The 25,419-nt window shown below is 59.7% G+C and carries 16 protein-coding genes; 5 read left to right on the top strand and 11 right to left on the bottom strand.

Annotated elements, in window-relative coordinates:
• Positions 1-162: 162 nt before the first annotated feature.
• Positions 163-1,683, bottom strand: a complete 1,521-nt coding sequence (locus tag Mal15_RS03895) for an MFS transporter (RefSeq protein WP_147866559.1) — start codon at positions 1,681-1,683, stop codon at positions 163-165.
• A 271-nt stretch (positions 1,684-1,954) separates the two neighbouring features.
• On the opposite strand from Mal15_RS03895, the gene Mal15_RS03890 reads away from it, so the two are divergent.
• From Mal15_RS03890 to Mal15_RS03880, 3 genes are all read left to right on the top strand, one after another.
• Positions 1,955-2,533 carry a glutathione peroxidase gene (locus Mal15_RS03890; protein ID WP_147866558.1) on the top strand — a complete coding sequence of 193 codons (579 nt, stop codon included), beginning with the start codon at positions 1,955-1,957 and terminating at the stop codon, positions 2,531-2,533.
• Positions 2,534-2,832: 299 nt separating this feature from the next.
• Positions 2,833-3,456 carry a superoxide dismutase gene (locus Mal15_RS03885; protein WP_147866557.1) on the top strand — a complete coding sequence of 208 codons (624 nt, stop codon included), beginning with the start codon at positions 2,833-2,835 and terminating at the stop codon, positions 3,454-3,456.
• An 888-nt stretch (positions 3,457-4,344) separates the two neighbouring features.
• Entirely contained in the window at positions 4,345-4,557 is a 213-nt protein-coding gene (locus tag Mal15_RS03880; protein WP_147866556.1) for a hypothetical protein, read from the top strand.
• A gap of 62 nt (positions 4,558-4,619) precedes the next feature.
• Here Mal15_RS03880 and Mal15_RS03875 read toward each other — a convergent pair whose 3' ends face one another.
• Positions 4,620-5,498 (bottom strand): Ig-like domain-containing protein, encoded by an 879-nt coding sequence (locus Mal15_RS03875; protein ID WP_147866555.1) that lies wholly within the window; start codon positions 5,496-5,498, stop codon positions 4,620-4,622.
• Positions 5,495-6,649 (bottom strand): hypothetical protein, encoded by a 1,155-nt coding sequence (locus tag Mal15_RS03870; protein ID WP_147866554.1) that lies wholly within the window; start codon positions 6,647-6,649, stop codon positions 5,495-5,497. The genes Mal15_RS03875 and Mal15_RS03870 overlap by 4 nt, the downstream gene beginning before the upstream one ends.
• 464 nt (positions 6,650-7,113) lie before the next feature.
• Between Mal15_RS03870 and Mal15_RS03865 the strand changes: the two genes are divergently transcribed.
• Positions 7,114-7,944: a PEP-CTERM sorting domain-containing protein gene (locus Mal15_RS03865; protein ID WP_147866553.1), complete on the top strand. Its 831-nt coding sequence runs from the start codon at positions 7,114-7,116 to the stop codon at positions 7,942-7,944.
• A 395-nt stretch (positions 7,945-8,339) separates the two neighbouring features.
• Here Mal15_RS03865 and Mal15_RS03860 read toward each other — a convergent pair whose 3' ends face one another.
• The 5 genes from Mal15_RS03860 to topA form a co-directional block, all read right to left on the bottom strand.
• Positions 8,340-10,397 (bottom strand): DUF4340 domain-containing protein, encoded by a 2,058-nt coding sequence (locus Mal15_RS03860; protein WP_147866552.1) that lies wholly within the window; start codon positions 10,395-10,397, stop codon positions 8,340-8,342.
• Between the two features lie 87 nt (positions 10,398-10,484).
• Positions 10,485-13,385: a Gldg family protein gene (locus Mal15_RS03855; RefSeq protein WP_147866551.1), complete on the bottom strand. Its 2,901-nt coding sequence runs from the start codon at positions 13,383-13,385 to the stop codon at positions 10,485-10,487.
• Positions 13,386-13,554: 169 nt separating this feature from the next.
• Positions 13,555-14,298 carry an ABC transporter ATP-binding protein gene (locus Mal15_RS03850; protein ID WP_147866550.1) on the bottom strand — a complete coding sequence of 248 codons (744 nt, stop codon included), beginning with the start codon at positions 14,296-14,298 and terminating at the stop codon, positions 13,555-13,557.
• A 435-nt stretch (positions 14,299-14,733) separates the two neighbouring features.
• Positions 14,734-14,913 (bottom strand): DUF6800 family protein, encoded by a 180-nt coding sequence (locus tag Mal15_RS03845; protein ID WP_147866549.1) that lies wholly within the window; start codon positions 14,911-14,913, stop codon positions 14,734-14,736.
• Between the two features lie 755 nt (positions 14,914-15,668).
• Positions 15,669-18,407, bottom strand: a complete 2,739-nt coding sequence (topA, locus tag Mal15_RS03840) for a type I DNA topoisomerase (protein WP_147866548.1) — start codon at positions 18,405-18,407, stop codon at positions 15,669-15,671.
• Positions 18,408-18,659: 252 nt separating this feature from the next.
• Between topA and Mal15_RS03835 the strand changes: the two genes are divergently transcribed.
• On the top strand, positions 18,660-21,092 hold the full coding sequence (locus Mal15_RS03835; protein WP_147866547.1) for a hypothetical protein: 2,433 nt from the start codon (positions 18,660-18,662) through the stop codon (positions 21,090-21,092).
• 217 nt (positions 21,093-21,309) lie between these two features.
• Here the strand turns inward: Mal15_RS03835 and Mal15_RS03830 are convergent, their stop codons facing one another.
• The 3 genes from Mal15_RS03830 to Mal15_RS03820 all read right to left on the bottom strand — a co-directional run bounded on the left by Mal15_RS03830 (position 21,310) and on the right by Mal15_RS03820 (position 25,079).
• Positions 21,310-22,422 (bottom strand): tRNA-queuosine alpha-mannosyltransferase domain-containing protein, encoded by a 1,113-nt coding sequence (locus Mal15_RS03830; RefSeq protein WP_147866546.1) that lies wholly within the window; start codon positions 22,420-22,422, stop codon positions 21,310-21,312.
• Between the two features lie 13 nt (positions 22,423-22,435).
• Entirely contained in the window at positions 22,436-23,767 is a 1,332-nt protein-coding gene (locus Mal15_RS03825) for a nucleotide sugar dehydrogenase (RefSeq protein ID WP_147866545.1), read from the bottom strand.
• 124 nt (positions 23,768-23,891) lie between these two features.
• Positions 23,892-25,079 carry an LptF/LptG family permease gene (locus tag Mal15_RS03820; RefSeq protein ID WP_233903266.1) on the bottom strand — a complete coding sequence of 396 codons (1,188 nt, stop codon included), beginning with the start codon at positions 25,077-25,079 and terminating at the stop codon, positions 23,892-23,894.
• Positions 25,080-25,419 lie beyond the last annotated feature (340 nt).

Raw genomic sequence — 25,419 nt, 5'->3', positions numbered from 1 at the left:
GAGGGAAATGGGGGTGTCAATGGAAAACGAAGGCGGGATTCTAAACGGTGGCGAGCGAATTGCTTAGGGGACCCAGCTTGGGACCGCAAAATCCAAGAAAAAACGCCCCGATCGCTGAGCAATCGGGGCGTGTCACTCGTGGGTTTCAGACCGCGAGACCGATCAATACTCCGCAGGCCCCGTCTGGGCGATCTCCTCGGCCTCCTCGGTGTCGACGTGCTTGGGAGCCTTGAAACCGAACAACAGAATCAGATACAGCACCGCCATCGTCGCCGGCACCAGGGCAGTCACGCGAATCGCCATCCGGCTACCGTACAGCGTCGCCTCGGCGACCGGCGCGGCATCGACCGATGCATACTCCTTGTTCGCCTGCCACCATTCCATTTGGGCACGCAGCCCCTTGAATTCCTCTTCGCTGATGCGATCGCCGGCGATTTCCACGTCCGAGGTGATCGATTCGCCGTTGTCGGCCAACATCCCGGCCTTGGCACCGTCGATTCCGGTGATCGCGGGGAACACCAGGAACTTGTTTTCATTGGGTGCCTTGACCCGCGCGAAGGTCTCCGGAGCGTTCTCCTGGATGTACTGCGACGCAAAGTAGTCTTGCTTGTAGCCGATCCCCGGACCACCCAGCAAACCGGCCGACGTCATCCCGATGAATCCCATCAACGCCATCGCGACGGTCGCACTTTGCGGGAACCGTTCCCCGACGACGCCCAACATGGTGGGCCACAAGAAGGTCTTGCCCAGGGCGTACACGGTGGCGGCGAAGAACATGAACGGCACGCTGTCGCCGATGCTGATCAAGTACAACCCACACGCACCGATGCAGGCGCTGATCAACAACAGCCCCAGCGACGAGATCTTGTGGACGATCGGGCCGGCAAAGAACCGCAGCCCCGTCATCAGCAACGACGTGTAGATGAACAACGCGGTCCCCAGAAACGCACTGTTCAAGATGCCGCCGGTGATCTTGTTGATCCAGCTGTCGGTACCCAGTTCCACGTAGCCGACACAGGCGTGGGCGAGAAGCAGGATCACGAAAAACGGACCGATCAAGTTGGCGAACATCCCGCCGTAGGAAATTGTCCCCTGCTGGGCATCGGTCTGCGGAAATGTCTCTTTGACCGAAATGAATCCATACATCGCGACGGGGATCAAATACGTCGCCAACAACAACTCCCAGCCGACGCTGCCCTTCAGGAAGACAATCAATCCCCCCAGCACCAATCCGGCGGGCCAACCGGCGTGCAGAATGTTCAGGTAGTGGGTCTTTTGTTCGGGATAGATCGCTGCGGTCAGCGGATTGATCACCGCCTCGCAAATCCCGTTGCCGACCGCGAAAATGAACGCCGACCAAAACAAGATGTTGTAAACCGCATCCTTACCGGCCGCGTTGAACACCGGCGTGGCCGAGAACAGCATGACCGCCGAAATCAGGTGACAGGCCATCGCGATGACCAGCAGCGTCTTGTAGCCGACAAAGTCGACCAGCAGGCCGGCAAACAGAATCACCAGACCAAAACCCAGCAACCCCCCACCGGTGATCTGGCCGAGCTCGGTCATGGTAAACCCGTATTGCTTGGACCAGATATCCAGCAATCCGGCGCGGACCGCAAAACCGATCCCTGCGGCAATCAGGGTCAAAAACCCTGCGGTAAGTAGCTTTTTACGGTTTTCCATCTTCAGTATCAGTTCGGGGGAAACGAGATTCGGGAGGCGGTCGGGATGCTGCCACTAACGGCCGCCCAAGTCAAGTAATTACGGCGTTAAATGAGTAGATGCCAAACGTAATCCCCGCGGCCCCCCCTCGCCACTGGCACCCCCGCTATACTCCACGCAGAAGTGAAAAATTGTTCAAAAAGTCAGTCCTTGACTTCCTGTCGAACCTGCAACAATCCCCTCGGACACCCACTCGCTTTCTTTCCCCCCAACAACCCAACGAGCCCTTCCCATGCGATTGTTCCTCTCCGCCGTCCTCTGCCTCGGAGCCCTCAGCACGATGACCCACGCCGATAAAGCCGCCACGGGCGAAGCGAAGCACGACCACGAATGCGCCCTGAATTTCAAAATGAACGACATCGACGGCAAACAGGTCGACCTGGAGGACTACGAAGGCAACGTGGTCCTGATCGTCAACACCGCCAGCCAGTGCGGATTGACACCACAGTACGCAGGCCTGGAAGAGTTGTACGGCAAGTACAAAAGCAAAGGCTTCGTCGTGCTCGGATTCCCCTGCAACCAATTCGGCAGCCAAGAACCGGGGACGGAAGCGGAGATCAAAGAGTTCTGCAACTCCCGCTACAACGTCTCGTTCCCGATGTTCAGCAAGATCGACGTCAACGGAGACGACGCCACGCCGCTGTACAAGTACCTGACCAGCAAGGACGTCCAGCCGGCCGGAAAGGGCAACGTCAGCTGGAACTTTGAAAAGTTCCTGGTCGACCGCGAAGGCAATCTGATCAACCGATTCGCCCCCCGCACCAAACCCAGCGACCCCGAACTGGTCAAAGCGATCGAAGCCCAACTGTAGGCCTCACTGGACGCCGACGCGTTGGTGTTTAGCCTTTAGGCGACTCCCCTGGATCCGTACGACGTCCCTTCCGGGTCGTCGTCCGCGGGTCTCTCCACGACGGCCCGGAAGGGCCATCGTACGTCGATCGCCCGACGCCGACGCCGGCGAATGCCTGCACCACCAGCCCCGGCCCTCTTGCGCACGCTTGCCGCGGTCGTTATCGTTTTTACTGACGAAGTCTCGCCCCCGAACGTGGGACGTGCATCAATGCGGGACGAAACACTGAACAACCACCCTCTACTCGGAGAAAGCTCGCGATGGCTTACTCACTACCCGAACTCCCCTACGCCCTGGACGCCCTGGAACCTCACATCGACGCCAAGACGATGGAGATCCACCACGGCAAGCACCACAACGCCTACGTGACCAAAGTCAACGCGGCGATCGAAGGCACCGACCTGGGCTCTAAATCCATTGAAGACCTGATCGCGGATCTGGCCAGCGTGCCGGCTGACAAGCAAGGTGCGGTGCGAAACAACGGCGGCGGACACGCCAACCACTCGCTGTTCTGGACCGTGATGGGCCCCGGCAAAGGCGGCAGCCCCAGCGGCGATCTGGCCGCTGCGATCGACTCCACCTTCGGCGGCCTGGACGCGATGAAGGAACAATTCAACAACGCCGCCGCGACCCGCTTCGGCAGCGGTTGGGCGTGGCTGTACGTCGACGGCGGAACGCTGAAGGTCGGCAGCACGGCCAACCAAGACAGCCCGCTGATGGGCGCCGACATCGCCGGGATCAGCGGCACGCCGATCCTGGGACTGGACGTTTGGGAGCACGCCTACTACCTGAACTACCAAAACCGTCGCCCCGATTACATCAGCGCCTTCTGGAACGTCGTCGACTGGGACGCCGTCGCCGCTCGCTTCGCCGCAGCCAAGTAGCAACGGCCTTCAGCCACCAAACCCTCCCGCGTCAGGGAGGGTCGAGCACAGCGAGGTGCATCGGCGTCATTCTTTCCCGTTGCGCCTCTCTTCCTCGTTCCCAGGCTCCGCCTTGGAACGCACTGGGGTGTGGCCCTTGCCGCACACCCCCTATCACCCAAGGCTACGCCTGGCCTGCGCAATTCCCGCGTTTTCGTTCGTAAGACTTCGGCGTTTTCGATTCCGCGAAACCTCTCATGGGATCAGCCGTTTGGCGCCAGCCTACGGGCCTCCATCAACGCTGGGCCTCCATCAACGCTGGGCCCGAACGCTTGCGCGAATCGGCTGATGTCACTCGAGGTTCGTCGCCCGATGGCGGCTGTGAGTCGACGATCCAACGCGGAATGATTTCGCTGAGGGTGCGAACATTCGGCCCACGGATAGCAGCGCGAACCCACGGATGGAAAACAGCTCTAGATCCGTGGGTACGCCTTGCCATCCGTGGGACATTTCTGTTTCCCGACCTAGACCGATCGCCGGACCAACCCCATCGGCTTCCAACGCGCCCCGAACCGGCGCAGCATCCGGCACAGCCACACCGCGGCGACGCAGCTTGAATTCGAACGAAACAAGCAGAGCCTGCGCAAGGCCGTGAAAGGAAAACAACACCGCCACTAGAAATGTGACGGCCAGCCCGAGCAACTTCACGTTGGGGACAAGAAAGAGCAGGAAGATGGGGACGAAACAAAGGGCGACCGAAGGGATCGAAGTCAGCTTTGAATGATTCCGCCTGTTCTCCACGGCCGCGCCCCACGTCTCGATACAGCATCCAGATCATTAATAAAAAATCTTCAGCTATCATCGTCACAGACGACACTCCCCCAAGACCTCACGCGAGGCGAGAGCGACATGCAAGCGGAACTAAAAAAGAGGCTCAACGCGCAGCCCTTCGTTCCGTTCACGGTCGTCATGAGCGATGGGACGCATGTCACGGTCAAGCACCCTGAGACCGCACTGTTGGCCAAACACTGGCTGTACGTCACTACCGACGGCGGTGAAACGACGGAGCATTTGTCTTTGCTGCACGTGACCCGCATCCAACGCAGCGAAAAGGCGGCGTAACGCTCCGCCTACATTTGATTTTGAGGGTGGGCCGCGAGTTAAATCCCCAGCATCGATTCCGGTCACTCCACAAAGTCCGCCCCCACATTAAGAAACGCCGTCGCAGGCTGCCCGTCTAGTTCGACGACCAACGGCACGTCTTGAAACACGAATCCCTCGTAGTGAACATCAGAATTCAAACCAAACTCCAACTCAACGCGTTGGCGATTCTCTCCGTAAACCCTAGCGACCGAGATCGAAAACGGCTCGTCCTCGCCGACGGGCCCAATCCCCACGTCGCCGATTGCTTTGCCGTAGAAATGAGTCAATTCCACATCCAACACGCGCAACTTTGTCGGTTCCGTTGAATAGGAAAAGGCCCCGAAAAAGTGCCTTTCCGGAGCGATATTCAGCGGGCTCGACCCCTTAAAGACAACCTCGCATCTTGCCTCCTGTCCTTCGAGCCCGATGGCCTTGATGGCGTAACGATTTGCACCTTCAAGCATCGATGAGAAAGAAACGTTCACGCCAATCTTTCCATTGGCCGGAACGACGGTTTCGATGGGCGTCGCCGTTGTGCAGACACAATTCGTTCGCATCTCTTTGAGTTGGATGTCATGTCCCGTCACGTTAACCAGGTGCACCAGCTTAGTTTCACTTTGGCCCTCGACCAACTTGCCGAAATCGTACTCGGTTTGCTCAAATCTCAGAGGGCCTCCGTCCACGCGCGACGTCGGCCTGCTCTCGACCACTTCTAATTTCGATCGCGTGAACAGGAACGCGAAAATCAGTGCCGCGCTCGCGACAACACCGACAACCAATTGGTTACTGCGGCTAATCTTCGTTGCGTTGATGCACAACCAAACAGCGATCAGAGTGAGCGCAACCATCATCCACGGCGACTGAAATGCTGCCTCGGGAAAATCGACAGGTCCCGCGGAAGGTGCGAGTTCGCCATTCATGACATTGCCTCTTTCTTGGGCCACAGCCGGTACGCCAACAACGGCGCGATGATGGCAACGAGCATGAAGTTTGCGTAAAAGTAGAACGACCTGCCATCCGATGCTGCCGAGCGCCCGTCTGGTTCATCATCGCGGACCTGTGGATCAACCACAACGCTCTCAGGACGACCCTCGGATGTGTCGGAGCGGCTCCTGGCCAATCCCGCCGCCTGAATCTGGCGCAATTGCTCTTCGGTGTATGGCACTTCAAAATGCTTTCGATCTTGCTCTCGCTTCCACTCCGTCCCTGCCGGCCACGGCGGGATCCATTCCGTCTTGTCGACATCGATGCTTTCGACAGAGATCAGTTCAATCGTTGCCTCCCAGCCGAACGATCCATCGCGATTCAACTCCCGATATGTCGCGCGACCGGGATATCGGTGTCCATCAAAACTGGTCAACTTCGAAACCTCAATAACGAAGGGGCCGTCGGGATAATACAGCCTCCGCTCTAAAATCAGGTGCTCCGGAGCGGAACTGACAATCGTGTAGGACTCAACCGCTGGATCGGTCGACGAGACCCGAATCGCGTTTGCGTCCGCCGGATGTTCGACCCGCTCCGCTTTGATTTGATCCTTCAATTCAACAAAGTTGTATTCCTTGATGGGCAAACCTTGAAACGGTTCCGTCCGATTGATCAGCAGGCGAACCATCGGATCGGCTTTAAAAGCAGCAACCGCACTGCCGATCTGCTCCGTCCCCGATGAATGAATGTGTTGCCTAGTCTGATAGTCATGCAGAAGTCGTCGCACGTAGGTATTGGTTTTGCGTCCATCAAACCCCTGAAAGAAGGTCAACAACGGGTCTTCGTCGGTGTGGGGTTCGCCGGCATTCGGTTGAAAGTGCAACAGACGCGACGGTATGTAGGTTCGCCCTGCCATCGGTCGACCGAGGGTCAACTCGCGCGTTCCACGTTGCAAGACATCGGGATAATTCGCATAGATCGTTCCGCCTTTGGCACCGTCCTTGGCACGACCGATCGTACGCGCATGGATCTTGTAAACCAATTCTTTGCCGTAGATGTAGGGACGCACCTTCCATCCCTCCCGACGGACCTCGTCGGCGTCAAGCACGTCGGTCTCGGCCGACGAAACGCCCGAGACGCCAAGCATCACAACCAGTGAAAAAACCGCACGCCAACTCACACCTCTTTTCGCACCACGATGGCGAGCCCAACGGCATGACGGGGCGAAGCAAGAGATTGACATGATCGGACGGCCCCTCGACAGCACGGCAACGGCGTAGAACACAACACAACACTATGCTACCGGGCCCGCCCCCCCCCGCAATCACTCTTCTGGGATTCCTGGGCCTTTGAGTACCTCGACCGGCCAGGGGCAACGAGCTGCGCTCGATCAAATTACAAGGACCGAGGTTCGTGTCTCTTCTGGTCGGCTGCGTTGTAGCGGCTGTGCAAGTTGCAACGCGGGTAGGAACGAATTAACATCACACACACCGAGCCCCCTCCGCAAGACCATTTGCCACCCCTCTGGAGGCGTGAATCCCCCTTCCTTTACTAAGGGCTTGCGGTCGAGTCGGCCAAGCCCATCTAGCGAATTCCCCAGCGAGGAAACGAATGAGAAAACGAGTTACAGTTTTGGCCTTAGGACTCTCATTGATCTGGTCGTCGCAACAGCTGATCGCCGGAACGATTTACAGCCAAGGATTTGAGACCGACACCAACGGTTGGTTCGACCAGAACAATGGTTGGACCGGGGACCTGCAACGGGTCGCATCCGGGACCAATGGGATCCCCTCCAGTTCAGGGTCCTTCCATGCCACGGCGAGTCAAACCAACACCCCGGGTGTCGGGCTTTCCGGACCCTTCTCCAATTTTGCCGACTCCAACAGCAACACGGCTTGGCCCGGCGGTATTCGCGTCGCGGTTGATATCTACCTGGATACGAGCTGGGCATCGGGCGAAGGTTTCGACTACTCGACGGCGATGAGCACTTCATCGGGTGGTCATCAACAAGATTTTATCTTTCACGTGACGCAAGACACTTCGACCGGCAACCTACTGGTCGGTGGCAGCAACAACACCAACTTTGATCCACGCGAAGACCTGGAGACGCTCAACCATTTCGCCGTGACAAGCAGCGGCTGGTACACCTTCGAACACATCTTCCGCGAAGAATCAGGAGACCTGTTTGGTGATCTGAACTTGCTTGACAGCAGCGGCACCCTTCTGTTTACGGAAACCAGAACCGGGGGCGACCCGATCACCACGACCGGAGGCGCCCGATATTCGTGGTTCACCAACATCGACATCACGGGTGGAATCGCGATCGACAACCACACGCTGCAGCACGTGGTGCCGGAGCCCACTTCGCTGGCCATCTTTGCCACGGGATTGATGGGGCTGACGCTGCGAAGAACGCGACAGCGCAAGAACACCGTCGATTGAGAGAGCGGCACTGATCGGCGGTTGGCTGGCACACCACGACTGCGTTCCAGCCAGCGGCCGGTGGAACTCTGCTCGCCCAGTCGCCAGCAAGACCGCGTGCAACGTTCTCCGTTTTGGCCAACGGTCCGAGACAGAATGAACCTTGGACCGGGCCGATGTTTATGGCCGTTGGCCAATTGGCCTTGGCCTGCACCGGGACCCGTAGGCTAGCGCCCAATGCCACCTACTATCGATCACAAATTGAGCCGTAGGCGCTAGCCTCGGGCCTTACAAGTCTCGAAGGGCAATCCAAGGCCCGCGGCTAGCGCCGTCGGCTCATCAAGTAGGTGCCAATGGGCTAGCGTCTTACGGCTCATTCAATCAACGAGCGGTTGGCGAGTTCTGCGACTGTGGAATCAGTTGCCCGGCAGGCCGGGGAACTGCATGTTCTGCAATCCCGGCGGCATGGCGGCGGGATCGGGGGCGGCGGCGGCGGGGCTTTCGAACAGCTCTTCGCGACTGATTCGCAGCTTGGAATACGTCGCCTCGGGGATCACGTAGTACCAATCGGCGAAGCGTTCGTTCAGCGCCTGGCTGGTCAAACGAGCCTGCTGGAGTTTCTCCTTGCGGTCTTCCAGCATGCGTTCGTTCTCCTTGGTGATCTTCTCTTGCACCGCGGCCAGTCGCTCCAGCTTCTCCTCTTCGGTTTCTTCGACTTCACTGGCCGCCGGATCGGGCGTTTCAGCAGGCTGGGCGGTTTCGCTTTCGGCCGCTTCACTTGCATCGTCTTCGCCGTCTTCCTCAGGGGATGCTTCCGAAGATTGCTCGTCTGATTCTTCAGCTTCTTCGACTTCCTCTTGGGCTTCACCGACGGTGGTCGATTCGCCTTCGCCGCTGGCGTCGGTCTGTCCGCTGGTGGGCTCGGCATCGTCGGCGGATTCGCCGTCACCGGAGTCCGCAGGTTCCGCTGGCTCGCTCGACTCTGCTTCGCCGTCCTTTTCGGCGGGCTCTTCAGTAGCGGGCTCTTCGGCCGCCGGCTCTTCCGATTTCGCGCCTTCCTTCTCGCCGTCCGTCGCCTCCTCACCCGAAGCCTGATCGGTCGCGGCTTCTCCGTCGCCTTCCTTCATTTCCGGTTCGGCGGTCTCTGGCACTTCGGGCGTGTTCAATTCCTGTGGCATTTCGACATCCGCCGGGGGCGCCGGTCTATCGATCGCGTCCAGCTCCTCAAGCGTCTGGGGGATCGGTTTCAGTTCGGGCACGGGGAATTTGGATTCATCGACGACGGTGCTGACCATCAAGTAACGGTTCACACCACCGGCTGCCTCTGCTTCATCGCCAGCCTGGCTTTCGTCGCCTTCCTTGCCGTCGTCGGCGATCCCGCTGATGTTGCCGAACCGCAGGATGTACTTGACGCCTTCTTTGGTCGTGGCGGTCAGTTCACCGTTGGCGGACAGGATTTCGATTTCGCGGTTGGGGCCCAGCGGGACGGGGATAAACCCGCGTCCGGCGAGCTGGGTTGCAGCCTCTTGATCGGCGGCAAAATCCTTGTCGGCCTTCAGGTTGGCGCTGATACCTTCGGGCTTGCGATTGACGTCGACGAATTTCAAATCGTCCAGCGCGTTGGCCAAGTCGTTCAACTTTTGCGAATTGAGTTCCTTGTCCGGATCGATTTCGACCAGCGTCGGCTCGGCCAGCGGATTGGATTGGTCGTATTCCTTCAATGCCGCCAGGGTCCACGTCGAGCCGTCTTTGGCCAACTCGACGTCATAATTTTTCGTTAACGTGACGCCTTGCAAACCCAGCGACGCGTTGTAGTCCTTCAGCTCGACGTTCTCGATATCGATGCTGCTCAGTTGCAACAGGTCCTCTTCGATCCACTCTTCGAAATCGGTGGACAACGGCGAATCGTCCAGCTTGACGACGTAGACCGGATCTTGGCCGGGTTTTCGCACGTAGACTTGGCCTTCCTGCCCTTTGACTTCGTTGCCGACGATCAAGGAGGCGATCACCTTTTGCGAGCTGTCCTTGAACGTGACCAGTCGCCCGACGCCTTCGTCGCCCGGATCCAAGTCTTCCAGCTTGGGTTCGACCACACCCATTCCGGCGTGGTCTTCGGGGTTGTCGGTCGGCACGTCCAAGACGTCCAGCCCGACCAGGGCGTTGGCGGCGTCACGCATCTGTTCGATCGCGTCGGCCGGGTAGCCGCCCTTGGACGGAATCGTCCACAACCCCGACTCGGGGTCCTTGCGGACTTCAAAATTCTTCAGTTCACCTTGGCCTTCATTGAACGTGACGATCTTCAAACTGGCGGCGGTCAGCGGATCCTTGAACTCGGTAAACAGCGGCGTGCCGACGACGCTGCCGATATTCCCCCCGTCATCGCTGTCGGACGAAGGCCAGGAGACGATCGCAGCGATCAGTGCCACGACGGCAGCGACGCCCCAGAAAATTCCGGTCTTTTGTGTTTCGTTCACCGTCAAATCTCTCGTAACGGACTTGTTGACGTTGTGGGGAGTGAAAAACGGGCGCGGGCGATCTTGCCGCCGGCGCCGGGTTCAAAACTATTTCAGCCGCGACTTGCTGATGTTTTCGCGTTCTCGCAATCGGCGTGATGCGAACACGACGATGCCGACGACCAGCGGCGGGATACAGGGCAGCACCACCGCATAGGCTTTGACCTTGTTTTGAATCGCGGTGACCTGCTGGTCGGATTCACGCTGGATCTTGGCGATGTTCCGCTCGGCTTCACGTTCGAACTTCTCGCGTTTGACCGCCAGTGCTCGTTGCAACCGTTCGGACTTGGTCTGAAACTCGATCGACTTGGCGTCGATCAACGGTCGCGGAATGCTGCCGTCCTTGCTTTTCTTTTGCAGCTCGGCGACTTCCTCACGCAGCTCTTTGAGCTGTTCATCGCGAGCTTCTTCGGCTTCACGAATCGCTTCTTCGCTCTGCCGCTGGAATTCCTTCCGTTTGGCGCGGACGTCGCTGCTGGCGGCTTCTTTGACCGCGTCGATCATCTTCAAACTGGCGAAGATCGGTTCGTGCTTGCGAACGTCGATGAAGTCTGTTTCGCCGGTCAACCAATCGATCGTGTTCAACAGGAACGTGACGTTTTGGAATTGGAAACGCAAATCGGTCGCCTGGTTGGGATCGGCCCGGATCTGCAAGAACACCGGCAGCATCAAGTCCGTGTCGGCGACGTAGGCGACGCGGATCGGGTTCTCCTTCGCCGCCTGGTCGCCTTCGGTTGCCTCGGCACCTTCGGCGGCCTTTTTGCCTTCGATGGTCATTGCCAACACCTGATTGGGCGCCACGCCTTCGATGGCCCCGGACAAGCCTTCCATTCCGGTCTGCATCATCTGCACAATCTTGGTGACCGGCAGCGTGCCGCTGACCATTCCGGTGGCCAGCATCGGCGTGTGGGTGAGTGTCGCGTCGTCGGCCGGCTGGATCGTCCCGGCGTAGAGCGCCAACACTTGTCGAAGCCCATCGGTGATCGGGCTGGCCGAACTGAGCGCCTGGCCGGGTTCAACGCCCGGTGCGTTTTCATCGATGAACGCCCAGAACGGATCGACGTTCATGTCCAGGTTCGGGTAGGGATTAAAATCCTGCCAGACGATGTCGCTGTTGTAGTACTGCACGCCCGGGGACCCTTGGCTTTTCAGCTGCAAGATGTCCCACAGCTCGCGAATGTCACCCTTGGGCTGCTGTCCGCCGCCGCCCATGCCGAACATGCCGCCGGGCTGTTGCTTCGCATCTCCCGTCGCGGTGAGGTCTTGGCGTGCGTAGGGCAGCGGGTCTTCAAAGACCGCGGTCGGAACGCCCGCCTTGATGGCTTCGAGCAACCGTTCGAATTGCGGTGGTGCGAGCGACGACGGCTGGACGACGAACAAGGCATCGTAGACGCCGACCCCGATCGGTGCTTCCAAACTGACTTCTTCGACTTCGTACTGCTTGCTCAGCTCGTCGACCAACGGGTGCTTTTCGATCCGCCGCATTTGCATGCCGGCCATCGACATGCCGCCCATCAGTTGAGCGTCGGTGCGGACGATCCCGACTCGCTTGCGTTCGCCGCGGGCGACGGTGTTGATCGAGCGGACCAGTTCGTATTCGACCGGAATCCCGTATTCAAAGATCGGCACGACGACCTTTTCCAGGCCGGCGCGGAACGCCGCGCCCATGATGATTCGTTTCTGCTGGTACGACCCCTGTTCGCGAACCATCCGCGTGACCGGCTCAATCCCGAATCGATCGGCCGCCTCAGCCGCTTCGTCGCTGAACAAGTCGATTTCGTCAAACAAATTGACTTCGATCGTCCGCCCGCTGGCAGCCGCTTCGCTTTGGAACTCTTTCAACAAGTTGACCAACTCGTAGCGGGTCCGAGCGTACATCTCGGGGATGTCTTTGCTGATGTAGGCGTCGATTTTGATCGGCCGATCGGATTCCAGGTTCTTGATCAACTTGGTCGTCGCCGGGGCCAGCGAGCTGACCTGGCCCTCGGTCATGTCATGGCGGACGACGTCGCGGTTGCGAAACAGAACGACCGCACTGGCGGTGACCACCAACAGGGCGATCACGCGGCCAAGGTAGTGATAGGCCATCGTGTTGCCGTCTTTGCCGCCGGTCCAGTGACGTCGACCGATCAGCACCATGCACATGTAGAGCGCGACGACGGTGACCAGCACAAAGTAGATCACCGACGACGTGCTGATGACGCCGCGGCCGAAATCATCGAACGGCCGGGCGATGCCGCTTTCCTTGATCAGTTCCGCCCAATTGATTCCGAACACGGCCTCGCCGCTGCCGACGACCGAGTCGGCCAGCGAAGCAAATGCCAACGGTGCGTTGAACAACGCCCCCAAGATAAACCCGACCGTCAGGTTGCCGGTCAAGAACGACGCGACCATCCCGATCGCGATCATCGTGACCCCGACAAACCAGTACCCGATGTACGTGGTGAAGATCAGCCCGGTGTCCAGTCCGCCGTCGGTCAGAATCGTCAGCGTGACAAAGGTGCTTAACTGCGAGAACAACAGCGACGCGGTGAAGATCGCCGCTGCGGCCATGTACTTGCCGATCACGATGTCAAAGTCGTCGGCCGGCAACGTCAGTAACAACTCGTCCGTCCCGGCCCGCTTTTCCTCGGCCCAAATGCTCATCGTGATCGCCGGGATGAAGACCAGCATGATCAACGGGTACCAGTAGTTCAGCTGATCCAGCGTCGCCAGGTTCTGGTTAAAAAACTCATAGGGCCAGAACGCGGCGACGGATGTCAGGAAAACGAAGATGCACAGAAACACATATCCGGTCGGGTTACTGAAGTAACCGACGAAGTTGCGTTTCATGACTGCAAAGGCGGCGCGTTTGGTTCCGGCGACCAATCCGAAAACGGCCAACACGATGCACAGAAAAATGGCATCCATGACGACCAGGTTCAACAACGCGGCGATGTTGGGGTTCATAACAAATCGGGCGGAGAAGGGTGAGGTGGGGTCCGAGTGGGACAGGCTTCTAGCCTGTCAGGTCATTGTGGGATAGGCTTCTAGCCTGTCATTCATCGCGGCTGAGGCTTCCGGCCGCACCGATTTTGTGCCGGCCGACGACAGGCTGGAAGCCTATCCCACAGCGGATTTACGTGTCGAACTGCGTCAGTTGATGGAACGCTTGATCCAGATCGTCGTTGCCGTGCTCGCGCAAACCGTTGACGTCGCCGTCATAGACCAGACGGCCTTCGTTGATCATCACGACGCGATTGGCCATCGCTTCGACCTCTTGCAAAATGTGGGTCGACAGCAAAATCGTTTTCGTCTCGGCCAGCTTCCGCATCGTCTTGCGGACGCCACGGATCTGATTGGGGTCCAGCCCCGCGGTGGGTTCGTCCAAAATCAACACGTCGGGGTCGTGCAGCAGCGCCTGGCTCATCCCGACCCGCTGTTTAAAACCCTTGGACAGCTTGCTGATCGGTTTATACATCACCGAAGACAGGTCACAGATTTCGACGACCGCTTCGACGCGATCCCGCTTCTTGGCTCCGACCAACCCACGTGCCTCGGCAAAGAAATCCAGCATGCCCGAGGGGGTCATTTCCATGTACAACGGCCCGCTTTCGGGCAGGTAACCCAGATGGCGGCTGCCCTCGATGCGATCGTCCATCATGTTGTGGCCGGCGATCCGGGCTTCACCTTCGCTGGGCGCGATGTAGCCGGTCAGCATCTTCATCGTGGTGCTTTTGCCGGCACCGTTGGGGCCGAGAAATGCGACCAGTTCGCCCTGCAAAACCGAGAAATTCACGTCGCGGGCGGCCGCGAATGGACCATAGAACTTGCTCAGTCCGTCCGCTTCGATCATCGGACGACGCTGTTCGGTCGTTGTCATGTTGGTCTATAGGAGGTAGGGGTCGGGAGAGACGTTAGGCGTCAGGTACGCCTCAACGGGAGGCGTGGTTCAGAGCGTTGCCGGGAAAATCCTGGCCTGAGTGGCGACGGTGGGAGGCGACGACGGGGCTGGCGGGCGGGAGCGTCGACGGCAGGACGTGGACCTGGATCGAGCGGCGGGCGGGGCCGAAACAGTGGTCGACACGCGCTGTGCAAACGTCACCCCATCGGATTCGGATCATGTTCCGCTGCACCGCCGACCACTGCACTGCCGACCACTGCGACATTCGCCAGCGGAGGTCTGCTGCCCGGTGACCGAGCCCAGGCAATCGCAGGCCTTCGGGCGATTCCAAATCTTCGGGCAATGTCTTTCGAACCTTCGCCGCTGACCTCGGGCCTGTGCGTGACCTTCTCATTCAGGCCTTCGCGCGATGGTTTACTTCAGGCCTTCGCGGGCGATGATCACGTCCGCACCCGGGGTCAATCGCTTCAGTTTGCGAACGACTTCGGCCTTGTCCATCGTGCCGGCCTTGGCTCGGGCGAGCAACTTGGCGACTTTTTTACGGCGTGTGCGAAGGCGTTTGATCTCGCGGACTCGTTCGATGCCACTTGGCATAGGGAACTCCAGAAAGTGAATTGGGACGTGAGTTTGTAGGATCTTTTTCGTCGGGCCGCGAAGTTTAGTCGGTTTTCGCCCCGCCGAGTAGTGCGTTTCGCTGCGCGGCCCCGCTTTGACCCCGTTGCCGGGCTCCGCCTGGCGACGCGAGGTCGGTGTGACTCCGCCACACGTGGTGCGGAACGGGAGGCGAAGCCTCCGGCACAGTGTGTTCCCAGGCGGAGCCCGGGAACAAGGAGGGGAAGGACCGTCGCATCAGTTCCAACTCGTTGCCGGGCTCCGCCTGGCGACGCGGGGTCGGTGTGGCTCCGCCACACGTGCGGTGCGTGCCGGGAGGCAGAGCCTCCGGGACAGCGTGTTCCCAGGCGGAGCCCGGGAACAAGGAGGGGAGGATCGTCGCACCAGTTCCAACTCGTTGCCGGGCTCCGCCTGGCGACGCGAGGTCGGTGTGGCTCCGCCACACGTGGTGCGGAACGGGAGGCGGAGCCTCCGGCACAGTGTGTTCCCAGGCGGAGCCCGGGAACAAGGAGGGGAGGATCGTCGACTTACCGTAGCCATCGGGCGACGACACACGAGTGACATCAGCCGAATCGCGCAAGCGTTCGGGCACCTGCGTCGATGGAGGCCCGACGCACTTTATGAGCCGACGGCGCTAGCCGCGGGCCCCGGATTGCCCCTCGAGCTGCAAGGCCCGAGGCTAGCGCCTACGGCTCAGTTTGCGATCGAAAGGGCGGAGCTACCGGGGCGTCGGGCGGCTAGGACTTCTTCTTGACACCCTTCTTTTTGGTGGCCTTCTTTTTAGCCGCTTTCTTCTTGGTGGCCTTTTTCTTCGTCGCCTTTTTCTTTTTAGCGGCCTTCTTCTTTTTCTTCTTCTTTTTCGATCCGCCTTTGGCGGCCCGTTCGGCCAGCAGGTCGAGCGCCGATTCGAACGTCATCTCTTTCGGGTCGGTCCCCTTGGGCAACGACGCGTTGGTCTCGCCGTCGGTGACGTAGGGTCCGTAGCGGCCGTCCAACACCTTGACCTCGGCTTCGGTCACCGGCGACTTGTTCTCGAACACCTTGATCGGCTCTTTGGGCGCCGCTCGGCCGCGCCGTTTCGGCTCCCGCAACAGCTTGATCGCTTCATCGAGCGTGACCTCCAGCGGCGACACCCCATCGGGCAGGGACCGCGTTTCCTTTTCGCATTTCACATACGGCCCATAGCGACCGTCGAAGGCTTGGATGGGCTGGTCGTTGTCGGGGAAATTCCCCAGCGTCCGCGGCAATTCGAGCAGCTTGCACGCCATCTCCAACGTCAGGTCTTCGACCGTCATGCCCTTGAGCAAGGATTGATTCTTTTTTTCCTTGTCGTCGGGTGCCCCCAGTTGGACATAGGGTCCGAAGCGACCGATTTTGACATAGATCGGCTTTCCGGTTTCCGGGTGAGTCCCCAAGGGTTCCTCTTCGACCTGACCAGCGTCCAGCAATTCGATCGCCTTGACCAGATCCAGCTCATCCGGCGGCAGACCTTCGGGGATCGGTGCCTTGCGATCCCCCTGTTCCAAAAACGGCCCGTACTTTCCGACGCGGACGAACACCTCTTCGCGGTGCTCGCCTTCGCCGGGCAGCCCCAACGAGAACCGCGCGGTCACGCGGGGATCGATCTCCTCGAGCTTCTTTTCCAGACGCGGCTTTAGGGCGACGTTGTGGTCGACCTCAAGTTTCTTGATCGCTTCGCTGGCCGGCCCGTCTTCGCCGAAATAGAACCGCCGCAGGTACTCTTCGGCGCCGCCTTCGTTGCGGCTGATCGAGTCCAGGAAGTCCTCCATGTCGGCGGTGAATTGGTAATCGACCAGAGTCCCGAAGTGTTCTTCCATCAGCCGCGTGACGCTGAACGCGCGCCAGCTGGGGACCAGCGCGTTGCCTTTTTTGTAGATGTAATTGCGGCGTTCGTCGGTGATCGTGCCGATGATCGACGCGAACGTACTGGGTCGACCGATGCCTTTTTCTTCCAAGGTTCGTGTCAGCGAGGCTTCGGTGTAGCGGGCCGGCGGCTGGGTGGTGTGGCTCTTGGGATCCATCGACGTGGGGGTCAACGGATCGCTTTCGGCGACGTTGGGCAAAATCCGCTCCTTGTCGGCCAATTCGGCTTCCGGGTTATCGCTGCCTTCGACATAGGCTCGCAAGAAACCTTCGAACAGGATGCTGGTTCCGGTCGCGGTGAACGTCGCACCGCCGCCCTCGATCACCACGCTGATCCGCTGCTTGCGGGCGTCGGCCATCTGGCAGGCGACGGTCCGTTTCCAGATCAGGTCGTACAGCCGGAATTGATCCGAATCCAACTGGCCCTTCAACGATTCGGGCGTGGGGAACTGGGTTCCGGCCGGACGAATCGCCTCGTGAGCTTCCTGGGCGTTTTTGACCTTGCCCTTGTAAACACGAACGCTCGGATGCAGGTAATTTTCGCCGTAGACGGACTGCACCAGCGACCGAGCCGCCGAGACGGCTTCCTTGGACAGCGTGGTGCTGTCGGTCCGCATGTAGGTGATGTAACCGTTTTCGTACAGTTTTTGTGCCGCCCCCATCGTGCGTTTGGCACCGAAACCCAGCTTCCGGTTGGCCTCCTGTTGCAGCGTGCTGGTGGTGAAGGGCGCCCGGGGTCGTTCGGAAAACGGCTTGACCTCGACCTTGGAAACCGCGAACTCGGTCGTCCGCAGCGTTTCGGCCAACTCGTTGGTCTCTTTCTCGCTCAGCAGCAGCAAGTCGGGCTTGGTCGGCTTGCCGGTTTTGGAATCAAAGTCCTTGCCCGTGGGCACCTTTTTGTCGTTGTAACGCGTCAATGTCGCCGGCAGCGATTCGTTGCTGCCGGTCTGGAAGATCGCGTCAATGTCCCAGTAGGTCGCTTTGACGAAGGCGATCCGCTCGCGTTCCCGCTGGACGATCAACCGCACCGCGACGCTTTGCACGCGACCGGCCGAAGTCCCGCTGCCGACCTTCCGCCACAGCAGTTGGGACATGTCATAGCCGTACAACCGGTCGAGAATCCGGCGGGTTTCCTGGGCCCGGACCAACCCCTGGTCGATTTCCCGCGTGTGCTCCAAGGCGTCGGTGATCGCCTCCTTGGTGATTTCGTGGAAAACCAGTCGGTGCACGGGCACTTTCGGTTTCAGCAACTCGTGAAGGTGCCAGCTGATCGCCTCACCCTCGCGGTCTTCATCGGTCGCCAGATACAGGCTGTCTGCTTCCTTCAGTGCCGCTTTTAATTTGCTGACGTGCTTTTTTTTGTCCGTCGGCACGATGTACAGCGGTTCGAACCCCTCGTCGACGTTCACGCCCAGGTAGGCCCAGGGCTGGTCACGGTACTTTTCGGGGACATCTTTCTTGCCCTCAGGCAGATCTCGGACGTGCCCGATGCTGGCTTCGACCTGATAGGCCGCACCTAAAAACTTCGAGATCGTGCGTGCTTTTGCGGGTGATTCGACGATCACCAGGCTCTTGCCGTTGCTCTTTGCCATCAAAAAAAGCTGTTCTGCTCGGGGTCGGTAGATCGGGTTCGCTCGGTTTAGTGGTAGCGGTGAAGGCAGGATCTCGTCAATCCGCTAAGCTCAAGAAGCTGCCCCCCGGGACCAGTCTGATAACCGACCGGCCGCCGGCAAGCAACGCGAATTAGCGTGATTCCGGCTTGACCCTCGAAAAGACGCGGCGATACCCTTTCCGCTTCCGATTTCCGCACCCCCGTTCCTTTTCTCCACCCGAAAGCCCCCACTATGAGTCCTCTGGAGCTGTTTCGACGCAATCAAAAGGTCACCATGACCTTCCTGATTCTGCTGGCCATGTTCGCCTTTGTGGTGCTGCCGACAGTTTCGGAATACATGCGGCGGTCCGGGCCGGGCATGACCGATCCGGTTTTGGCCGAGTTCAACGGCGTGTCGCTGACGGCCAGCCGCGTCAACGGATTCACTCAGAAACATTACGCCACGGTCCAGTACCTGCGGAAGTTGGCCGAGGAAACGATGCGGCGGGGCGGGACCCCCAAAGTCCCCGGGTTCGTCTACGACCAACAATCCAACCAGATCCAGTCGGTCGGCATCAACGGCTCGCCCAGCGACGACATGTCGGTCCGCACGATGCAATTCGCCGCCGAAGCACAAAAACAAGGCTTCGAGCTGGACGACACCTCGCTGGCCATCTGGCTGGAGCAATTCACCGACGGCACGATGAGCGAGCGGGAAATGTTCGCCTTGCTGCGCCGCGAAACCAACAACCAAATGGGCCAGTACCAACTGTACGACATGCTGCGAAAACAGCTCCTGTCGGCCCTGTATTTCCGCGGCGCCAGCGCGACGGTCGCCCGCGGGCAGTTCCCCTTGCAATCGCCGCTGGACCACTGGAACAACTTCCTGAAATTGAACCAGAAAGCGACCGTCAATGCCTATGGCGTGCTGGTCAACGACTACGTCGACGAAACCGACGCCAACCCCTCCGAAAGCGACGTCGTCACCGTCTACGAAGCCGGAAAAGACCGTTACCCGAGCGACCAATCGCCCGAACCCGGATTCCGCCGACGCGAAACCGCGAGCTTTGAATATCTGCTGGGCGAATTGCAAGCGTTCCGCGACGCCGAAGTCGCCAAGTTGTCCGAAGAAGAAATCAAAGCCGAGTACGAACGGCGAAAGGCCGGCGGCGCATTCCAGCTGCCCCCGGACGTCGTGATCGAACCGGAAGCGCCCGAGACGCCCGCCGCAGGAGAAACCGCGGCCGAAGCTGAAATGAACGAGGCAAAAACGCCGGAAAATACCTCCGAAGCTGCACCGACCGCAGCAACTCCGCCGGCCGAAATGAAGGACGAAGCGGCGAGCGAACCCGAAACGCCCGCCGAAAAAGCTTCCGAAGAACCCGCCGACGACGACCAGGAAGCATCCGCCGAAGCCAAAGCGGCTGAGCAAAAACAGGTCGAAGAATTCTCCAAAGAGCTCGAAGAAGCCGGCAACCTGGACGTCGAAGCCACTGAAGAAACGGCCACCGAAGACGCAGCCACTGAGGAAACGCCCGACGACGCTCCTGAATCGGACGACCAGTCATCAACCGGCCGCGATTCCAGCGGCGTTCGCTTGGTCGCCATGCAGAGCGATGCGTCGACCGAAACGGCAGACGCCTCGACGGCTGATGAAGCCGAAACCGACGCGGTAGAGGCCGAAGAAACAGCTGCCGAAGAAACCACCGCGGAGGAGTCCACACCCGAGCCGCGTTACCGCCCGTTTGAAGAAGTCCGCGATCAGATCGCCCAAACGATGGTCGACGCGCCGGCCCGCGAGGCCCGTGACGCGGCGATCGCCAAGGCACGCAACGTGATGCGAAAGTACTCGCGGGCACGGGCCATCTACGGCGTCGGCGGTGACGATGCGACGCCGGCCCCGGAGCGTCCGAATCTGAAAGCGTTGGCCGATGAACTGGGACTGACCCATCGCAAGATCGGCCCCTTCGATCCGGTCTCGCTGGCCGATGAACCGATCGCCAACTCGGTCGAAGAAAGCACCGCTTTGACGCAGCGTGGGGTCCCCTTCGCGGCGATGATGTTCGGCATCGAAGGCCAGGTGATCAAGCAAGAACTGTTCACCCCGGCGACCTCGGTCGACCTGGAAACCCAGCGCACCTACCTGAGCTGGAAAACCGATGAAAAGGAAGCCTACACGCCCGAGTTGGACGAAGTTCGCGATGAAGTCGTCGCGGCGATCCGCTTCACCCAGGCCCGTGAATTGGCCAAGCAAGCCGCCGCAGCAATGGCCGAGTCCGCCAACGGTGGAACGGACCTGGACCAACTGGTCCCCGAGGACCGCAAAGAGAATTACTACAAGGATTTGGGCCCGTTTTCGTGGCTGAACATGGTCGGCTTCGGAAGCTTCACGATCGGCAACATCCCCGAGCTGGACTCGATCGACGAAGACTTCATGAAAACCGTTTTCAATGCCGACGGTGGCGAGCACGTGGTCGCCCCCAACGGCCCCAAACGTGTTTTCTACGTCGTCAAACGCACCAGTTTGCAACCGGCCACGTCGGACCTGCGGGCGATCTTCTCGCAACAATCCGAACGCATCATAGCGATGTTCATGTCCGACGGAACCGCAGCCAAGGTCCAACAAGGATTCTTCGATTCGATCGACGACGAAACCGGGTTCCAGCAGTACCAACTGCCTCAGTGAGGCGGTTGGGGGACAGCGTCACTTCGACGTAGCGACGCTCACCAGATCGTGGATAGCGCCGGAGTCCATCGTCAATTTCCTCGTTCCATGGCTCCGCCGTGGAACGCACCGGAGGTGTGGCTCCCGCCACACACACCGCGTGCAGGCCCAGGCGGAGCCTGGGGAAATTCCCGTTCCCAGGCGGAGCCCGGGAACGAGGCGCGGGCCGCTCCCACCCTCAGCCGACCGTCTCCAGTGCCGCATCGATCCGTTCGATGACGCGATCGATGCGGTAGGCCTCGATTCGGCGGCGGCAGCGTTCGCTTAACCGCTCACGCTCGGCAGGTGATTGCAAGCCCTGGATGATCTCGGCGGCCAGATCGATCGTGGTGTAACGCAGCGATTCGGGGATGTACTCGACATAGCTCAAATCGTTCGGGGTGACCGGGACGGCACCGGCCCAGATCGCTTCACACATCGCGATCCCAAAGAACTCGTGCTCGGCCGTCGAAACCACGACGTCGATCTGGCCCAGCCGAGCTTCATAGGCGGCGCGTGTTTCGGCGTAACCGTCAAACAGAATCGACTCCCCGTGCCGCTTGCGAATGTCATTGAGAACTTCGCTCGATCGCCCGCGCCTGCCCAACAGCACCAACTCGAACCGGATCTGCAACTTGGTTAAACGGTCCAGCAATTCGAGAAACCGATCCGGTCGCTTGTCGTGCTCGAACCGGCTGACCCAACCCAAGCGGATCGGTGCCTCGGCCTCGCGTTTCTCTCGATCGCGTTTGTCCGACTCGCTCGCCGGAGGATGAAACCCCGGCGGAACAACGTGGCTGGTTCGTTCGATCGTGTCGATGTCGATCGCGTTTCGCGCATCGGGCATCCGCGCGACGAACTCGCGGGAGAGGTCGAAAAAGGTTCGACGATTGAACTCCGAATTGAACCAACACGTCGTCGACGCGGCGGCGGTCAACAGATTGGTGAAACCGAAGTGATGATCCGGATTGGCCTCGGGCGCAGTCGGATAGGCCCACTGGTTTTCGTGAAAGTAAGTCACCACGGGGACGTCCATCAGCCACGTCCCCAGCGCCGCATGCCGCGATGCCAACCCGAGAAACGTCGGCAGGTCGAACATGTCGCTGGTCAGGATCACGTCGGGGATGCCCTGGGACTGAATCCGATCGGCCACCACCGGAACGATTTGGGCCGGGGCCGAACGCATCCGCCATTTCCAATGCCGCGCCGGCAACGTCGCCAACGACCAGCGATGACGACTTCCGGCGCTCACGCCGTCCAAGAACGCTTGATGGCTGCCGCCGTAATACGGCTCGATCGCGAGGACATGCATGGGAGTGCGGGGGTCAGCATTTACGAATGCGTTCGCGGTGTTCGGTAACGCCCGCGGTTGCGTTGCGGGTGTCAACGACCAGCGCGCTGTGCTGGACAATCTGGTCGTAATCAAACGCCGTGTGGTCGGTCGCGATCAACACGGCATCTTGTGACGCCAAGAACTCCGGCGTCAGCGACTGGCTGTACATTTCGGGAAGATCATAGTGCCGCATCGATGGCAGATGGGGCACGTGCGGGTCGCTGTAGGTCAGATCAGCGCCCTGTTCGAGCAGCAATTCCATCAGCTCAAACGACGGACTTTCGCGCGGATCATCCACGTCCCGTTTATAGGCGACACCCAGCAAGCAAATCTTGCTGCCGTTGACGGGTTTTCGAAACTCGTTCAGGAACTCCGAGGTGCGCGAAACGACATAGGCCGGCATCGCGCGATTGACTTCTCCGGCCAATTCGATGAAACGCGCATTGAAACCCTGCTTGCGCGCCAACCACGAAAGGTAAAACGGGTCGATCGGGATGCAGTGCCCGCCGAGTCCGGGGCCGGGATAAAACGCTTGAAAACCGAACGGCTTGGTCTTGGCCGCATTGACGACTTCCCAGACGTCGATGCCCATTTCATCAAACAACACTTTCAACTCGTTGACCAGCGCGATGTTGACCGCACGGTAGATGTTTTCGAGCACTTTGGCGGCTTCGGCGATCTCGCAATTGGAAACCGGAACCACGCCCGCGACGGCCGATTCGTACAGCGCTGCGGCACAGGCCTGGCTGTCTTCATTGATCGCACCGACGACTTTCGGAATCCCGGCGGCGGAGAAATCCGGGTTGCCCGGGTCTTCACGCTCGGGGCTGTAAGCGACGAAAAAGTCCTTCCCCGCGGTCAACCCGTTCTGCTGCAGAATCGGCACCATCACGTCGCGTGTTGTCGTCGGGTACGTCGTGCTTTCCAGCACCACCAGCTGGCCCGGACGCAGCGTCTTGGCGATCGCTTCACAGGTGCCGACGACGTACTTCAGGTCCGGATCACGTGCCGAATCCAACGGGGTGGGAACGCAGATCAACAACACGTCGGGTTCGGACAGACGCTGCATGTCGTCGGTCGCGTCGAACAGTCCCTTGTCGATCCAGGCGGCGATTTTCGAGTCATCGATGTGTTTGATGTAACTCTTTCCGCCCAGCAAACTCTTCACCTTGCCCGGATCGACGTCGAACCCGACACACTTGAATCCGGCATTGGTGAACGCATCAATCAACGGCAGCCCGACGTACCCGAGCCCGATCACACCGACGGTGCAGGTACGTTCGGAAATCGAACGGAGAAGAGACTGGCAGGATTCAGAAGACATCGAACATCCTTTAGCTTGACAGAGGCGAACCGCAACGAACGCAAACTTAACACCGACGAATTATCAAAACCGCCAATTTTAGTTCTGCCGGTCACCTCAACCACCACCCGCCGCAATAACTTTTCTAGTAGCGGCGAACCCGATTGACTAAAACCACCCCAATCGCGCCAAGTGCTACATTCCCCAACCAGACCCCATAGGGTGGGATCACCGCATCCTTGGCTTGATTGAGCCCCAGAATGAACAGGGGGTAGTACAGCAGCAGGGTCGGCAAGAAACAGCGTCCGAACGTCGTCCAGTAGTCGCTGGCGCGAGCGATCATCGCCAGCGGCGCGCCGATAAACACGAAAAAGAAACAGCTGAACCCCTCGGCCCAGCGACGCCACGGTTCGATCCGCAGCCGCGTCAACCGTTTTTTACTCTGTTCCAACTGAGCGAACTTGTGCTGCCCGGCCGCCCCGGCGATCTCTTCGGTGCGGCTGGTCAGAATCGAAAAACCGGTGTGAGCGGCCAATTCACCGACCGCCGCGTGCGAGCGTGCGTCTTGGCTCAATCGTTCATGCTGGATCAGACTCAGCGGCAACTCGCTGGGACGCGTTTCTTCCAGCGACGGCGTCCGCAAGGTGCGGGAAAGCGGGATCGGAACCTCCGTCTTGCCGGGCACGATTCCCTGGATCGATCCGCCGCGGTCCCAGCGACTGTCGGTCAGCTCCAATAACAGCGTTTCATTCTCCACGTCCAGCGTCAGTCGCCCCTCGCGAGCCTGCAGTTTCATCGGCGTCCCGCCGCTGTGCACGGTCACCGTGGGGTATTCCAGTCGCTTGCCGTCGACGCCCTGGACATGAATGGAAAAGCGTTCGTCGGTGTACGACAATTGGCTCCGCATCTTGCGATAAACAATGTCTTCGATCGACAACATCACCACCCGATTGACGCCCGGACGGCCCCAGGAGACCGCCAGATCGCTCATGTAGACCGCGAACGGGCTGAGCAAGAAGGCGAACACAAAGGCCGGTTGCAGGATTTTTAAAGGCGAAATCCCTGATGCCTTCACCGTCGCCACTTCTCCATCGCCCGCCATCCGCCCGTAGACACACGACACCGCAAACAACGCGGTCGCCGGAAACGCGAACTGCAGCGAGATCGGCAACACAAACGGCAGCAATTTGACGATCGCGAGCGGCCCCAACCCTTCGCGCAGCAGCGTCCGACCGACGCCGATCAACAAGATCAACAGCGTCAGAGCGATCAGGGCGACGACGAAAATCTTCATGATTTCCGCCAAGATGTATCGGGTCAGCCGAGTGGGCATCACATGCTGGGGTGGGCGCGTTCGACCGGCGCTGTGACGACGCACCGCGCGTTCGGACGCCACATCACCTGCCACCGGTTCTCCTAACAAAAACAGGTGCACAGGTGGTAGCCCGGTTTCCTGATCGCTCGGTTGCGTCGACCGCCAAAGTAGCGGGTGATCATTGTTTCACTCCAAAACCCATGCGTTCGGAGCGTTATTTGCAAAAAAATTGTCCGCCGCACCCATTTCCAGAGACGATTTGTCTAAATTCGATCGTCTTACCCCATGACGCCATCGAATTATTTGTGCGAGCCTCCCCACCCGGTCATACTGCAGGGTGATGGCCTGTGCCTCCTTC

This window comes from Stieleria maiorica, assembly GCF_008035925.1.
GTDB classification, from domain to species: domain Bacteria; phylum Planctomycetota; class Planctomycetia; order Pirellulales; family Pirellulaceae; genus Stieleria; species Stieleria maiorica.
Note: the sequence above shows the minus strand (reverse complement) of the source record. Positions and strands in the feature narration are given on the sequence as shown.